Source organism: Ectothiorhodospira marina, from assembly GCF_900109495.1.
GTDB classification, from domain to species: Bacteria; Pseudomonadota; Gammaproteobacteria; order Ectothiorhodospirales; family Ectothiorhodospiraceae; genus Ectothiorhodospira; species Ectothiorhodospira marina.
The window spans coordinates 24,281-38,823 of record NZ_FOAA01000015.1 but is presented as its reverse complement, the minus strand read 5'-3'; the positions used below and the strand labels follow the sequence as shown (position 1 = coordinate 38,823).

Below are 14,543 nucleotides of genomic sequence, written 5' to 3'. Positions count from 1 at the left end.
CTCAGGATTGGGAGGTGACCTGCACACGATCGGCCACGGCACAGAGCAGGTCGTAACTGATGGTCTCGGCGGCGGCCGCGATCTCGTCCACCGGCAGGCCCTCGCCCCAGAGGGTGACCGGGTCACCCACGGCAGCCTGAGGGTGGTCCGTCAGATCCACGGTGATCATGTCCATGGACACGCGACCGATCAACGGGGCACGCCGCCCCCTCACCATCACTGGCGTGCCGTTGGGCACGTGCCGGGGATAACCGTCCGCGTAGCCGATGGCCACCACGCCCACCCGGGTGGGCCTTGTGCACTGGAAGGTGGCACCATAGCCCACGGTATCTCCCATGGCTCGATCCTGAATCGCCACCAGCGGCGCCTGCAGGTGCATCACCCGTTCCAGACCATGCCGAGCGGGATCCCGGTCGGCCAGGGGTGAGGCCCCGTAGAGCATGATGCCGGGACGCACCCAGTCCCCATGACTTCGCGGCAAGGAGAGAATGGCCGCGGAGTTGGCCAGGCTACGCAAACCAGGCAGGCCCTCGGTGGCAGCCTCGAAACGCTCCAGTTGGGCGGTATTCTCCGGACGCTCGGGTTCATCGGCGCAGGCCAGGTGAGTCATCCATACCGGTGGTTGCATCACCTGGGCACACCGTTGCAGCCCCCCATACACTGCGGCAGCGCGCTGAGTGGGGAAACCCAGGCGCCCCATGCCGGTATCCAGCTTGAGCCAGACCTTCAGGGAGTTGGAGAGCGGCGTGGTCTCCAGCAGGCGAAGCTGGGTCTCGTCGTGTGCCACCACGGCAATCTCTTGATGCGCGGCCTGGCGCAGTTCCCGTTCGTTCTTGAAACCCTGCATCACCAGCAGGGGCAAGCGGAACCCCGCCCCCCGCAGGGCATCTGCCTCATCCATGCAGGACACGGCAAACCCATCCGCCATCGGCGCCAGCACATCGGCCACTCGCATGAGCCCGTGCCCATAGGCCTCGGCCTTGATCACGGCCATCACCTGACGGCCGGGCGCCATCTCCCGCACCCGCCGCAGATTATGCTCCAGGGCACTCAGCCGCAGATGCGCCCAGGCAGCCCGCTTCACGAGAAGGCCTCGTTGGAGTAGATCTCCGGCACGTAATTCTCGAACCGGGTGTATTGCCCCAGGAAGGTGAGCCTCACCACCCCGATGGGACCGTTACGCTGCTTGGCGATGATGATCTCTGCCGTACCCTTGTCCGGGCTGTCCTCGTTGTAGACCTCGTCCCGATAGATAAAGACGATCAGGTCGGCATCCTGCTCGATGGCGCCGGAGTTATGACTGACAATTCCGTCGGCCAGCCAGCAGGCATTGCCGGGTACGGTCAGATCGAAAACTTCCTCATCTCCCGCCGGCTCAACCGATACCACCCGATCCCAGAACAATTCTGCATTGGCGATCTGCCTGAGGCGTTCGTCTCCCAGGATATCCACGTAGCTCAAGAGCGTTTCCCGCGATGGAGAGAATGAAAAATGCGAATTGCCTCCGTAGGCGGTTCCGCGCATACCCGCCATACGACGATGGCTGATACCCTGCAGGGTCATCTGCTCTCGTATGTAGTCAAACACCTCTGAAGGCAGGGTATCGACATTGGAGTTATCTTTAATGCCGCTTAACCTGGCCAGGATGGACTCAGCGTTCCTGATCTGGTGACCAAACGCGCCGATCTGTTCGATGAACATTCTTTGCTGCGCAGCACCTGAAACATCCAGGGTGAACCAGCCCTCCCCTCCAGATTTTTTGACCTGCTGGATGCGGCCAACTATTCCAAAACGCAGCAATAGCGCTGCAATATCACGAATCAGGATTTCACTCACCGTGGAGAAATAGATTCTGCTCCGTCCATTGGCAGTCAGCGTCATGCTGCCATCAGTGGCCCAGAGATGCCTTAAAAACAAGGCCAACTGCTGGTTGGGTAAACTGAATACACCCACAGGCACCCGCTTTTCCCTGGAACGCTGCCCAAAAATACCTAACTCCTTCAGCCAGCGCCCGACCCCCGCGGGATGCCAGCGATTCCCATTTCCACTGATCACCAACTGATGCCAATGACCACGCCCTGCATGACGATTGACAGTGGATCCCATGGATCTGGCCGCCATGGTCACCACATGGCTGTTATCCTCGCTGGCGGTGGTGTAGCGCAATGGCTGATGCCTGATATAACTGCCATCACCCAGCAGATGGGCTAGCAGAACGATCTCATGCTCAGACCAGCTTTCCGTCGTTTCCGGCTCAGGCAACCTCCTCGCGACACCCAGGCGATCCCCGGGCTGAATATCCCCTGCGGTTTTCCAATCCCACAGCGACCTCAGACGATGATCCGGGGTACAGCGAATGGTACGACCGCTGGCCAGGCTGATTTTCAGTACCCGTCTTCGCCCCACGGGCCAGACAAGGTCCGTTGCCGCAGGTTGCATACATCCCCGGGCATCCACTGAAATCACTTCAGGGGTTCTGCCTGCAAGTTCAGCGATGGGCAAGCGGGTACCGTCGGCCAGCACGACCAGAGTGTCTCCGGTCACGCATTCACGCAGATCCGACATCACCGGCCGCTTGTTGGGGCGCTGTTCCAGGCTGCGGTTGAGCTGCGAGAGCGCAATCACCGGCACGTTCATTTCCTTGGCCAGGGCCTTGAGCCCTCGGGAGATTTCCGAGATCTCGTTGGTGCGGTTCTCGGCGCTCCCGGGTACCTGCATGAGTTGCAGGTAGTCCACCACGATCAGCCCCAACTTCTTGTGCTCGCGCATGAGCCGCCGGGCCCGGGCACGCAGGTCGTTCGGGGACAGGGCTGGACTGTCATCAATGTAGAGTTGCGCCTCGGAGAGCATGGACACGGCGCTGGAGAACCGAGGCCAGTCATCATCCTCAAGACGACCGGTACGCAGCCGTTGCTGATTGATGCGCCCCAGGGACGACAACAGTCGCATGGCCAGCTGCTCCCCGGGCATCTCCATGCTGAACACGGCCACCGGATACTGCTGCTTGAGGGCGGCATATTCGGCCATGTTCATGGCAAACGACGTCTTACCCATGGAGGGGCGTCCGGCCATGATCACCAGGTCGCCCGGCTGCAGGCCGGAGGTCATCTCATCGAACTCATCATATCCGGTGGACAGACCGGTGATGGGGGTGTCCTGCTCGAACAGCATCTCGATGTGCTCGACGGTGGACTTGAGCAGGGTGCGCATACCGCGGAAACCCTGACGGGAACGCTGGCCCTGTTCAGCGATCTTGAAGACCTTCTGTTCCGCCTCATCCAGCAGTTGCTGACTGTCCCGGCCCTCGGGCTTGAAACCACTGTCGGCAATACCGGTGCCCACGCTGATGAGCTGGCGCACCACCGAACGCTCGCGCACGATTTCGGCGTAGGCAGCGATATTGGCGGCACTGGGGGTGTCCCGCGCCAGCAGGCCCAGATAGGCCAGCCCCCCCGCCTCATCCAGTTCGCCACGGGATTCCAGGCGTTCGGAAATGGTCACCACGTCGAAGGGGGCATTGCGGCCCGCCAGTTCGGAGATGGCGCGGAAGATCAGCCGATGATCATGTCGATAGAAGTCCACCTCGGCCACGGCATCGGCCACCGTGTCCCAGGCCTCGTTCTCCAGCATGAGACCACCGAGCACCGCCTGTTCCGCCTCAATGGAATGGGGCGGTATCTTGAGCGATGAGGTATCGGTATCGTAATGGGGCGGCGGGGGTGTTTCGTACATGGCGTTCTACCGGAAGAGATCGGGCAACCGCTGGTCAGGGGAAGTATACCCTCCCCGGACAGTCATAGGGTTTGGAGACCGCCCAACGCGGGAGCGGCCCCTGGCCGCGAGGGCCAGGCTCAGCCCGGAACACCGGACCCTTCGCCTCCCTCGCGGCCAGGGGCCGCTCCCACGCAAGCTCCCCCAAGACCACGCCCCCCGAAAATCCCCGGGAGCGTGGCGTCGGAGATCACTCCTCGCCGGACACAACCACCTTCAGGGTGGCCTTCACGTCGGTGTGGAGTTGCAGGGCGATCTCGTACTCACCCACCACCCGCAGCGGGCCATCGGGCATGCGCACTTCGCGCTTTTCCAACTCGCCACCAGCGGCATTCACCGCATCCGCAATATCAGCGGGGCCCACGGAACCAAACAGTTTGCCTTCACCACCGGCCTTGGCGGTCACGTTGACCGTCATGGCTTCCAGCTTGTCACGGCGGGCCTCAGCCCCAGCCAGTGCAGCGGCAGCGGCCTTTTCCAGTTCGGCGCGACGGGCCTCGAACTCGGCAAGGTTGGCTTCGGTGGCAAACTTGGCCTTGCCCTGGGGCAGCAGGTAGTTACGGGCATAGCCGGCACGCACGCGCACCTTGTCACCCAGGTTGCCCAGGTTTTCCACCTTTTCCAGGAGAATGACTTCCATCGGTTTTTACCTCAATCAAGAATCAAATGCGTTGCCCGCCGAGAGGTCGGGCATCAGGTATCGTCGGACTTGTCTTCGGGCTGGGCCCGGGTCAGTCGGCCACGCAGGTCCAGGAAGCTGTCCATCACCCCCAGGGTGGCAAGCAGAATCACCATCTGTGGCAAGGCCAGGGCCAGCAGCACATAGGTGAACACCAGCCAGATCCGGCTGAGCTTCATCCTGGCGTTGGTGCCATGAATGACCGCCAACCCATGCAGGAAGAAAGCCATCAAAAACACCAGCGACAATTCGAACAGCAGGTATGAATCGGTGAGCCAGGCAACCAGCAACAGTCCCACCAGCATCATGGCCGGCACGCGTCCCAGGCTGAGGGCGTGAAATTCCGCCCGGAAACCGCCGGGGTTGTACAAGACCGCCTGCCAGTAACGGGCCAGAAGGAGCCCCGCACTCAGCGCCAGCAAGGACACCGCCGCCAGCATGCCGGTCATCAGTGAGGCCGCCTGCAGAAAGGCCTGCTGGCGTTCACCGCCGGTCACACCCGACTGCTCGAACAACGGCCCTACAGCCTGCTCCAGCACTGCCAGCCACATCCGCGGCAGGTCAGGAACGGCGGCATGCAGCAACAGGATGACGCCGCAACCGATGCCGATACCCACCGACAAGGTGATCGCCCAGGAGAAGGTCCTGCGCAGCACCTCGGCCAGTACCAGGGCCGGCAGCCACTGGATCAGGGCGGTGACCGCCCCAACCGCCGGAGAGAGCCCCGCCACCCAGGCGATCAGGGCAAACACAAGGGCAGCCAATGCGGCTACGGCCAACCCCTGCCCTGCACCAAGGCGCAATGTCACCAGAGAGACCACCGAACTGCTGACCAGGGCCAGCGGTGGCAGCAGCAGACCAGCCACCCCAAATCCAGCGGTGGCCGTGGCGGCCCGCAAGCGGCCCTGCATGATGAATGACGCCAAAGGCTTCATGGGGTCCTGCCCCCGGCGCCCACAGGGGCGCCCGGACGGCCAGCCAACTTAGTGGTTGTCAGAGTAAGGCAGCAGTGCCAGGAAGCGTGCCCGCTTGATGGCAGTGGCCAGCTGACGCTGGTAACGGGCACTGGTCCCGGTGATTCGGCTGGGGACGATCTTGCCGGTCTCGGTGACGTAGTTCTTCAGGGTGTTGAGATCCTTGTAGTCAATGAACTCAACGCCTTCGGCGGTGAAACGGCAATACTTGCGACGGCGGAAGAAACGGGCCATGGTCTTACCTCGGAATACGTTGGAACGGGAAGATGATCAGTCAGCGGACGCGGAACGACCGGAGTCGTCGTCGCTGTCGTCGTCGGAGGACTGGGCGCTGCTGTCGCTGTCGTCGTCATCCCGGTTCTTGGCCAGGGGGGAGACTTCAGTGAAGGCACGATCCATGGACATCACCAGGTGACGGATCACGGCATCGTTGAAGCGGAAGGCACTGACCAGTTCTTCCAGGGCGGCCTCGGGGCATTCCACGTTCATCAGCACGTAGTGGGCCTTGTGCAACTTCTGGATGGGATAGGCCAACTGACGACGGCCCCAGTCTTCCAGGCGGTGAATCTCGCCCTCGGCGGATTCGATGATCCCCCGATAGCGTTCCATCATGGCGGGCACTTGCTCGCTCTGGTCCGGGTGGACCATGAAGACGATTTCGTAATGACGCATTGTGATTTTCCTTTCGGGTATCAGCCTCCCGACGATCCGGTGAGGCAAGGAGAGACGCCGGGTGGGCCCGGCAAAAAGCGGAATCTTAACCGCTCGAGCGGCTCTAAGCAATCGGTGACCACCGTCGCTGAAAAACACACCCGTGGCGGGATATCAGGTCACTGCCGTAATCACGCCCCTCTCTGGCGCACCGCCTCATACAGACACACCCCCGCCGCCACCGACACATTCAGGCTCTCCACCTGCCCATGCATGGGCAAGCGCACCAGGGCATCACAGCGCTCGGCGGTGAGGCGGCGCATGCCCTTCCCTTCCGCACCGAGCACCAGGGCCGCGGGGCCTGTCAGGTCGGCATCGTACAGCCCGGTCTCGGCTTCGCCGGTGGTGCCCACCGTCCACACGCCCAGATCCTTGAGCAGATCCAGCGTACGGGCCAGGTTGGTCACCTGAATGAAGGGCACCGACTCCGCCGCCCCCGAGGCCACCTTGCGTACCACCGGGGTGAGGCCCACGGCCCGGTCCCGGGGTGCGATCACGGCGGTCACACCCGCCGCATCACCGGTGCGCAGACAGGCGCCCAGGTTGTGGGGATCGGTTACCCCATCCAGCACCAGCAGCAACACCGGACCGCCCCCCCGGGGGGCCATGACCACGTCCGGCAGATCCTTCTCTCCCAGCGTGGCCACGGGATGTGCCCGGGCGATCACCCCCTGATGGGTGGCGCCACCAGCCTGGGCATCCAGATCCCGGCGGGAGAGGCGCGTGACCGGGATATTCGCCCGGGCTGCCTGATCCAGCAGCGTCTGCATGCGGGCATCCACGCGGCCCGACTGCACTTGCAGGGATTCCACCCGCCCCGGAGACTGGCGCAGCAGGGCCTCCACAGCGTGCAGGCCGAAGACATCATCAAGGGCTGCCATGAACTCAGCCCTCGGTGCGCTTGCGACTGCGGCGGCGACCGGAACGGCTCTTGGCCTTGGTCTTGCCCTCGTCATGAGCCGAAGCGGCAGCCTTTTCGGCCTTATCCTTCTTGCGACCACGACTCTTATCGCCCTTGCCATCCCTGGAATCATCCTCACCCGGCTCGGGGATGAAGTCGATCTTGCGGTCATCCAGGTTGACCTGAGCCAACTGCACCCGGATGGGGTCGCCCATGCGGTAACGACGGCCACTGCGTTCACCCTTGAGGCAGTGGGTGGCCGGATCAAAGTGGTAATAGTCGTTGGACAGACTGGTCACGTGCACCAGGCCTTCCACGTAGATGTCCTTGAGTTCCACGAACAGACCAAAGGAAGTCACGGTCTTGACCACGCCATCGAACACCTCGCCCACGCGATCCTGCATGTACTCGCACTTGAGCCAAGCCTCCACATCCCAAGACGCCTCATCGGCGCGGCGCTCGGCCATGGAACAATGTTCGCCCAACGCCACCATATCCGCCTTGGTGTAAGCGAATTCCCGAGGCTTGCCCCCCTGCAGCACATGACGGATGCCCCGGTGCACAAGCAGGTCCGGGTAGCGACGGATGGGCGATGTGAAGTGCAGATAGTCTTCGTGAGCCAGACCAAAATGACCTAACCGCTCCGGGCTGTAGACGGCCTGGGAGAGGGAACGCAACAGGGCCATCTGCACCAGGTGGGCATCGGGTCGCTCCTTCACCGAATCCAGCAGTTCGGCAAAATCCGCCGGTGTGGGTTCATCTCCCCCGCCCAGGGACAGGCCCAGACCACCCAGGTATTCCCGCAGATCGTTCAGCTTCTGCGCACGCGGCCCCTCATGCACACGGAACAGCGTCGGCATGCGGTGACGCCGCAGGAACTTGGCCGTGGCCACGTTGGCGGCAATCATGCACTCCTCGATGATCTTGTGGGCGTCGTTGCGCTCGTAGGGCACGATGCGCTCGATCTTGCGATCCTCACCAAAGATGATGCGGGTCTCCGTGCTTTCGAAGTCGATGGTGCCCCGGTTATCCCGGGCCTTGCGCAGCAGCTTGTAAAGCCCATAGAGGTTTTCCAGATGCGGCACGACCGCCTCATGGCGCTCGACTGCCTTGGGATCCCGCTCCACCAACACCTGAGCCACATCGGTGTAGGTGAGGCGGGCATGGGAGCACATCACCGCCTCGTGGAAATCAAATTCGGTGATACGACCGCGGGAGTTGATGGTCATCTCGCAGACCATGCACAAGCGATCCACATCCGGGTTCAGGGAGCACAGGCCGTTAGAGAGCACCTCTGGCAGCATGGGGATCACCCGATCCGGGAAATACACGGAAGTCCCCCGGAGGTAGGCCTCCTGGTCCAGGGCATCCTCGGGTTGCACATAGTGGGAGACATCGGCAATGGCCACCCACAGCTTGTAGCCGCGTCGGCCCAGGGATTCGCAATACACGGCATCGTCGAAGTCTCGGGAATCCTCGCCATCGATGGTCACCAGCGGCATCTCGCGCAGGTCCAGACGCCCCTTCTTGGCCGATTCCGCCACCTGAGCGCCGAAAGCATCGGCTGCCTCGGTGACCGCCTCGGGCCATTCAAAGGGTAGGCCGTAGTTGCGCACGGCGATATCGATCTCCATCCCCGGCGCCATGTGCTCGCCCAGCACCTGCACGATCTGGCCGATGGGCCGGGTACGCTTGGAGGGCTGTTCACGAATATGCACCACCACGATCTGCCCCGGCTGGGCACCGCCCAGGCATTCCGGTGGGATCAGGACGTCTTGTGGCAATCGCTTGTTGTCCGGATCCACAAAGCCAATCCCCCCTTCCACGGTGAGGCGTCCGACGATCTGCTGGGTGTTGCGCTCCAGCACCTCGATCACCGCCCCTTCACGGCGACCGCGCCGATCGATGCCGATCACCCGGGCCACCGCCCGGTCGCCGTGCATCAGGGCCCGCATCTGCCGGGGAGAAAGGAACAGGTCTTCCTTCCCCTCATCGGGGATCAGGAATCCGAAACCATCCGGGTGAGCGGACACACGCCCACGCACCAGGTCGCACTGGTTCACTGGCAGCCATCCGCCTGCCCGGTTACATACCAACTGACCGTCCCGCTCCATGGCCCGCAGGCGGCGCGTCAAGGCCTCGAGATCCACGTCCTCCTGGAGCTGCAGGCGCTCGGCCAGCGGCTCGAAGTTGATGGGGCCATCGGCGTCCTCGATCACCTGAAGGATCAGTTCACGGCTGGGAATGGGGCGTTCGTACTTCTTGGCTTCTCTGTCGAAGTTGGGGTCCTGGGGAATCGTTTTTTTCTTTCTTGTCATGTAGTCGCCAAATAATTTTAAGCTGGGGTGTTGACAAACATCCCCGATCGTTTAGAATGCGCGCTCATCTGAAACGCAGGAAACACCTGCCTCAGGCCGAGGTGGCGGAATTGGTAGACGCGCTAGTTTCAGGTATTAGTGGGGGAGACCCCGTGGAGGTTCAAGTCCTCTCCTCGGCACCATCTTTGTGATGAAACGGCCCGCGAAAGCGGGCCGTTTTCGTTTGAAGGGGCGAATTGTACGCCCTTTATCCCCGAATGCCCAGCGCCATTGCACCCCACACACCAGCCCCGAGGGGGCACTCCCCCCGGGACCGGTGTGTCAATCACGCGAATGGATGGCGCTTGAGAATGGTCTGGCCACGGTCGGGGCCGGTGGAAATCATGTCCACGGGCACGCCTGCGACCTCCTGAATGCGCTCCAGATAGGTCCGGGCGGCAGCGGGCAACTGGTCATAATCCGTGACCCCCACGGTGGATTCCTGCCAACCCGGCAACTCTTCATAGACGGGCTCGCACTCGGCATAGGCGTCGGCGCCTGCCGGGGGCTCGGTGTGGACCACATCACCGCAGCGATAGCCCACGCAGATCTGCAAGGTTTCCAGGCCGTCCAGCACGTCCAGCTTGGTGACGCACAGCCCACTGATACTGTTGATGGCCACGGCGCGTTTCAGGGCCACGGCATCGAACCAGCCACAGCGACGCGGCCGCCCAGTGGTGGAACCGAACTCATGACCACGATGGGCCAGGTGTTCCCCCATGGAGTCGAAGAGCTCGGTGGGGAACGGCCCGGCGCCCACCCGGGTGGTATAGGCCTTGGTGATGCCCAGCACATAGTCCAGATCCAGAGGCCCCACGCCACTGCCCGTGCATACGCCGCCGGCGGTGGTACTGGAGGAGGTCACGAAGGGATAGGTGCCGTGATCAATGTCCAGCAGCGTACCCTGAGCCCCCTCGAACATCACCGCCGCACCCTGCTCCCGCAGCTGACGCAGACGCTCGGGCACATCCATGACCATGGGTGCCAGCTCTTCAGCCACCGCCAGGGCATGTTCCAGCACCGCCTGAAAGTCCAGCGCCTCAACCTTGAAATAATGCTTGAGCACGAAGTTGTGATAGTCCAGCACCTCGCCCAGCTTGGCGGCGAAGCGCTCCCGGTGGAACAGATCTCCCAGGCGCAGGCCGCGACGGGCCACCTTGTCCTCGTAGGCCGGGCCGATGCCCCGGCCGGTGGTGCCGATGGCGGCATTGCCCCGGGCCTTCTCACGGGCCTGATCCAGGGTGACATGGTAGGGCAGGATCAGCTGACAGGACTCGGATAGCCGCAGGCGCTCGCGCACCGGCACACCGTTGTCCTCCAGCATGGCCATTTCCTTCATGAGGGCCTCGGGGGAGAGCACCACGCCGTTGCCGATCAGGCACTGCACATTCTCGCGCAGGATGCCCGATGGGATCAGGTGCAGTACCGTCTTGCGCCCATCGATCACCAGGGTATGGCCGGCATTGTGCCCGCCCTGGAAACGCACGACGGCGGCGGCCTCCTCGGTGAGCAGATCCACCACCTTACCCTTGCCTTCATCGCCCCACTGACTGCCCAGGACCACTACGAATTTACTCATGTTCAAGCATCCACCACTGTCCACTGATTATTGGATTTGACGAGCATCCGGTCACACCCCATGGCAACGGCATCCGCTGCTTGACCGGACAGGCCCTGGATGACCCGCTCTCCCTCCCGGCGCAGGCGGGTGACCGCCGCCGCCAGGGAGGCGTCTGGATCCGCCGGGGCAAAGATGGCCCGCGCCGGGGGACTTTCCGGCTGTCGGGAGAGCCGCACCAGGGTCTTGAGATCGGCGCTGAAGCCGGTGGCCGGACGGGCGCGACCGAATACCCGGCCGATGTCGTCATAGCGCCCGCCGCGGGCGACCTCCTGCCCATTGCCCGGCCGGTACGCCGCAAACACCAGGCCGGTGTGATAATGGTAGCCGCGCAATTCGGCCAGATCGAAATGCAGCATCACTGCCGGGTCCCGGGCGCGCAGCCCCTGGGCCAGGCGCTCCATGGCATCCAGGGCGCCGGCCACCTCCTGCCCCGCACCGGCCATCACCTCCCGGGCCTGTGCCAGGGTTTCATCACCGCCGTTGAGTTCTGCAAGGGCCGCCAGGCGCTGGCGGGGTGCATGCTCCATGGGGAGGTCATCAAGATACCCCCGGATCTCCGGCAATGCCTTGCGCTGGAGCATGTCAAACAGGGTTGCCTCCTGATCCGGATCCAGTCCTGCCTGGGTGGCCAGCGCCCGATAGATCCCCACATGACCCAGGTCCACCAGCGGTGCATCCACCTGACAGACCGCCAGGGTCTCCAGCATCAGGCTCAGGATCTCCAGATCCGAATCCAGCCCCGAATGGCCATACAACTCGGCGCCCACCTGCAACAGACTGCGGGAACCGGCAAAGCCATCGGGGCGGGTATGCAGGACCGTACCCATGTAACACAGTCGCGAGGGCGCCTCTCGCTTGAGGCGATGGGCGTCGATTCGGGCCACCTGCGGCGTCATGTCGGCACGCACGCCCATCAGCCGCCCGTTGAGCTGATCGGTCAGCTTGAAGGTCTGCAGATCCAGGCCATGCCCCGTCCCGGTCAGCAATGACTCCAGATATTCGATGAAGGGCGGCATGACCAGCTGGTAACCCCAGCCATGATACAGATCCAGCAGTTGACGTCGGCAGGTTTCAAGGCGCTCCGCCAAGGGCGGCAGGGCCTCCTCCACGCCTTCGGGGAGCAGCCAGCGATTGGAATCGGTCATGTCACTCAATCAAGGTCGGTTGAAGGTCGGGGCACCCCGGCCGCGGAGGGTCGGGGCTCAGCCACGCACCCACCACAGCAATAGGGCCCCCAGCACCAGACTGGCGAGACCCACGCCGCGCAACACCGAATCGGGTAGTTGCGCCACCTCAAGCAGGGTGCGGCGCAGCCCGGCGGGGTTGATAAACGGAAGCAGGCCCTCGATCACCATCAGCAATGCGAGGGCCGCCAATAAGTCAGACCACATGGAAGGCAGACTCGTGCAGGATCGGGACTACTGCCCGGGCCGCGCTTGCCCGCCCATGGGATCCTTGAAATAACGGAAGAAGTTGGAATCCGGCTCCAGCACGAAGACATTCTCCTGACCCGACATGGTGTTGCGATAGGCCAGCAGGCTCCGGTAGAAGCTGAAGAATTCCTCATCCTGGGTGTAGGCATCGGCGTAGATGGCCGCCGAACCCGCATCACCCTCACCGCGTATCTCCTCGGCATCGCGATAGGCGTTGGCGATGATCACCGTGCGTTCACGGTCAGCGCGGGCGCGAATCCGCTCACCCTCTTCCCGGCCGCGAGCGCGGAAGTCCTGAGCAATACGTTCACGCTCGGCCCGCATGCGGGCGAATACCGATTCACTCACTTCATCGGGGAGGTCCATGCGCCGGATGCGCACATCCACGAGGACCACGCCCAGTTCCGCCGCGGTGTCCAGGGCCTGCTGACGCACAGCCCCCATGATGGTGATACGGTCATCGGAAACCACCTCGGCCAGGGTGTACTTGGCAAACTCGTTGCGCATGGCATCCCTCAGGATCTGAGCCAGGCGATCCTCGGCATTGCGTTCATCACCGCGGGTGGCCCGAAAGAACTGGGATACATCGTCGATGCGCCACTTGGCATAGAAATCGACAATGACGTTCTTGGCCTCACTGGTGAGGAAGCGATCCGGCGGGATGTCCAGGGTCAGCACCCGGGCATCGAACTTGCGCACGTTGTTGACGATGGGAAACTTCAGGTGCAGACCCGGTTCGGGGTCCACGCGCTTGATCTCTCCAAGACTGAAGATGATGACCCGCTCACGTTCGTCCACGGTATAGGTGGACAGGGCCAGAATCACGGCCGCAACGGCAATGACGATCGCTGCGATCCTAAACATCAACGCACCTCCCGTGAACGGGGATCAGGACGCTGGCCAGGGTCTGGCAATAGCGTCGTCGGTCGGGTGGACAGGCTGGACGGACTCGAACGGGCGCCTCCCTCCGGCTGGCCGGCGGACATCTCGCCCCGCAGAATCTTGTCCAGGGGCAGCATCATCAGGTTGTTGCCGCTGTCCACGTCGAGAAAGACCTTGCTGGTGGAACCCAGCACCACTTCGCTGGTTTCGATGAAGAGACGCTCCCGGGTGACGTCGGGCGCATCCTGGTATTCGGCCAGGAGCTGGGTGAAGCGCGAGGCATCACCTGTGGCCTGGGCCACCACCTGATCCCGGTAGGCTTCGGCTTCCTGGGTCAGGCGAGCCGCCTCACCCCGGGCCTGGGGCACGATGGTATTGGCATAGGCCTCGGCCTCGTTGCGAAAGCGCACCTCGTCTTCGCGGGCACGAATGGCATCAGCAAAGGCTCCCTGCACCGGTTCGGGGGGCTGGGCCTGCTGCATGCTCACTGCGGTCACGGCGATGCCGGTCCCGTAGGTATCCAGGGCAGTCTGAATCACTCCCTGGGTGCTGGTGGCCACTTCGCCACGCCCCTCGCCCAGGATGAACTCCAGGCGACTCTTGCCAATGCGCTCGCGGATCGCCGACTCCATCACCTGGCGGGCAGTGACTTCCGGGTTACGCACGTTGAAGAGGAAGTCCACGGGATCCATCACCCGGTATTGCAGGGCAATGTCCACATCGATGATGTTTTCGTCACCGGTGAGCATCAGGGCCCGATGCTGAATGGAGCGGATGCTGTCAAGGTCCACCATCTCCACCTGCTCGATGGGATAGGGCAGATGCCAGTTGGGGCCCGGGGTCGCCACGGAGTTAAAGGCACCGAAGCGCAGGACCACGCCTCGCTCCCCTTCACTCACGATGAAGAAGCCCGAGGCCAACCAGATGACCAGGGTCAGGATGGCCGCCAGACTGATACCGGCCGAGGCATGCTTGCCCAGACCGCCACCGCCGCTGCCACTTCCTCCTCCACTGCCACCGCCGAACAGGGCGTTGAATTTGGAAGACAGTTTCTTGAGGACCTCGTCGAGATCCGGAGGACCCTGATTCCCACCGCCGCGGTTACCACCGCCGCCCCAGGGATCCTTGCCGTTGTTTCCTGGTTCATTCCAGGGCATGTGCTGACTCCGTCGAAAACGCGTTCAATCATCTGAAGGTTGAGTGGCCCTGGCATC

13 protein-coding genes and 1 tRNA gene are annotated in these 14,543 nt (G+C 63.0%); 1 reads left to right on the top strand and 13 read right to left on the bottom strand.

The window, feature by feature from the left end; genetic code table 11:
• Position 1: 1 nt before the first annotated feature.
• From alr to rnr, 8 genes are all read right to left on the bottom strand, one after another.
• Positions 2–1,084 (bottom strand): alanine racemase, encoded by a 1,083-nt coding sequence (gene alr / locus BMY52_RS12225; RefSeq protein ID WP_090254815.1) that lies wholly within the window; start codon positions 1,082–1,084, stop codon positions 2–4.
• A complete protein-coding gene (locus tag BMY52_RS12220) occupies positions 1,081–3,732 on the bottom strand; it encodes a replicative DNA helicase (RefSeq protein WP_090254812.1) in 2,652 nt (883 codons plus the stop codon). The genes alr and BMY52_RS12220 overlap by 4 nt, the downstream gene beginning before the upstream one ends.
• A gap of 229 nt (positions 3,733–3,961) precedes the next feature.
• A complete protein-coding gene (rplI, locus tag BMY52_RS12215) occupies positions 3,962–4,411 on the bottom strand; it encodes a 50S ribosomal protein L9 (RefSeq protein ID WP_090254810.1) in 450 nt (149 codons plus the stop codon).
• Positions 4,412–4,464: 53 nt separating this feature from the next.
• Positions 4,465–5,385: a YybS family protein gene (locus BMY52_RS12210; RefSeq protein WP_090254808.1), complete on the bottom strand. Its 921-nt coding sequence runs from the start codon at positions 5,383–5,385 to the stop codon at positions 4,465–4,467.
• A 48-nt stretch (positions 5,386–5,433) separates the two neighbouring features.
• Positions 5,434–5,658: a 30S ribosomal protein S18 gene (rpsR, locus tag BMY52_RS12205; protein WP_025280803.1), complete on the bottom strand. Its 225-nt coding sequence runs from the start codon at positions 5,656–5,658 to the stop codon at positions 5,434–5,436.
• A gap of 36 nt (positions 5,659–5,694) precedes the next feature.
• Complete coding sequence (rpsF, locus tag BMY52_RS12200) at positions 5,695–6,096, bottom strand: 30S ribosomal protein S6 (RefSeq protein WP_090254806.1); 402 nt, start codon at positions 6,094–6,096, stop codon at positions 5,695–5,697.
• A 170-nt stretch (positions 6,097–6,266) separates the two neighbouring features.
• Positions 6,267–7,016: a 23S rRNA (guanosine(2251)-2'-O)-methyltransferase RlmB gene (gene rlmB / locus BMY52_RS12195; protein ID WP_090254804.1), complete on the bottom strand. Its 750-nt coding sequence runs from the start codon at positions 7,014–7,016 to the stop codon at positions 6,267–6,269.
• Between the two features lie 4 nt (positions 7,017–7,020).
• Positions 7,021–9,354 carry a ribonuclease R gene (gene rnr / locus BMY52_RS12190; protein WP_090254803.1) on the bottom strand — a complete coding sequence of 778 codons (2,334 nt, stop codon included), beginning with the start codon at positions 9,352–9,354 and terminating at the stop codon, positions 7,021–7,023.
• 95 nt (positions 9,355–9,449) lie between these two features.
• Between rnr and BMY52_RS12185 the strand changes: the two genes are divergently transcribed.
• Positions 9,450–9,536, top strand: a tRNA-Leu gene (locus BMY52_RS12185).
• A gap of 143 nt (positions 9,537–9,679) precedes the next feature.
• Here the strand turns inward: BMY52_RS12185 and BMY52_RS12180 are convergent.
• From BMY52_RS12180 to hflK, 5 genes are read right to left on the bottom strand one after another with little or no spacing between them, the layout of a single operon-like run.
• The gene (locus BMY52_RS12180; RefSeq protein WP_090254801.1) at positions 9,680–10,972 is read right to left on the bottom strand and encodes an adenylosuccinate synthase; all 1,293 of its coding nucleotides are present in this window, start codon (positions 10,970–10,972) and stop codon (positions 9,680–9,682) included.
• A gap of 2 nt (positions 10,973–10,974) precedes the next feature.
• Positions 10,975–12,159 carry an ATP phosphoribosyltransferase regulatory subunit gene (locus tag BMY52_RS12175; protein WP_090254800.1) on the bottom strand — a complete coding sequence of 395 codons (1,185 nt, stop codon included), beginning with the start codon at positions 12,157–12,159 and terminating at the stop codon, positions 10,975–10,977.
• Between the two features lie 57 nt (positions 12,160–12,216).
• Complete coding sequence (locus tag BMY52_RS12170; RefSeq protein WP_025280795.1) at positions 12,217–12,405, bottom strand: DUF2065 domain-containing protein; 189 nt, start codon at positions 12,403–12,405, stop codon at positions 12,217–12,219.
• 27 nt (positions 12,406–12,432) lie between these two features.
• On the bottom strand, positions 12,433–13,311 hold the full coding sequence (hflC, locus tag BMY52_RS12165; RefSeq protein ID WP_090254798.1) for a protease modulator HflC: 879 nt from the start codon (positions 13,309–13,311) through the stop codon (positions 12,433–12,435).
• Positions 13,311–14,486: an FtsH protease activity modulator HflK gene (hflK, locus tag BMY52_RS12160; protein ID WP_090254796.1), complete on the bottom strand. Its 1,176-nt coding sequence runs from the start codon at positions 14,484–14,486 to the stop codon at positions 13,311–13,313. The genes hflC and hflK overlap by 1 nt, the downstream gene beginning before the upstream one ends.
• Positions 14,487–14,543 lie beyond the last annotated feature (57 nt).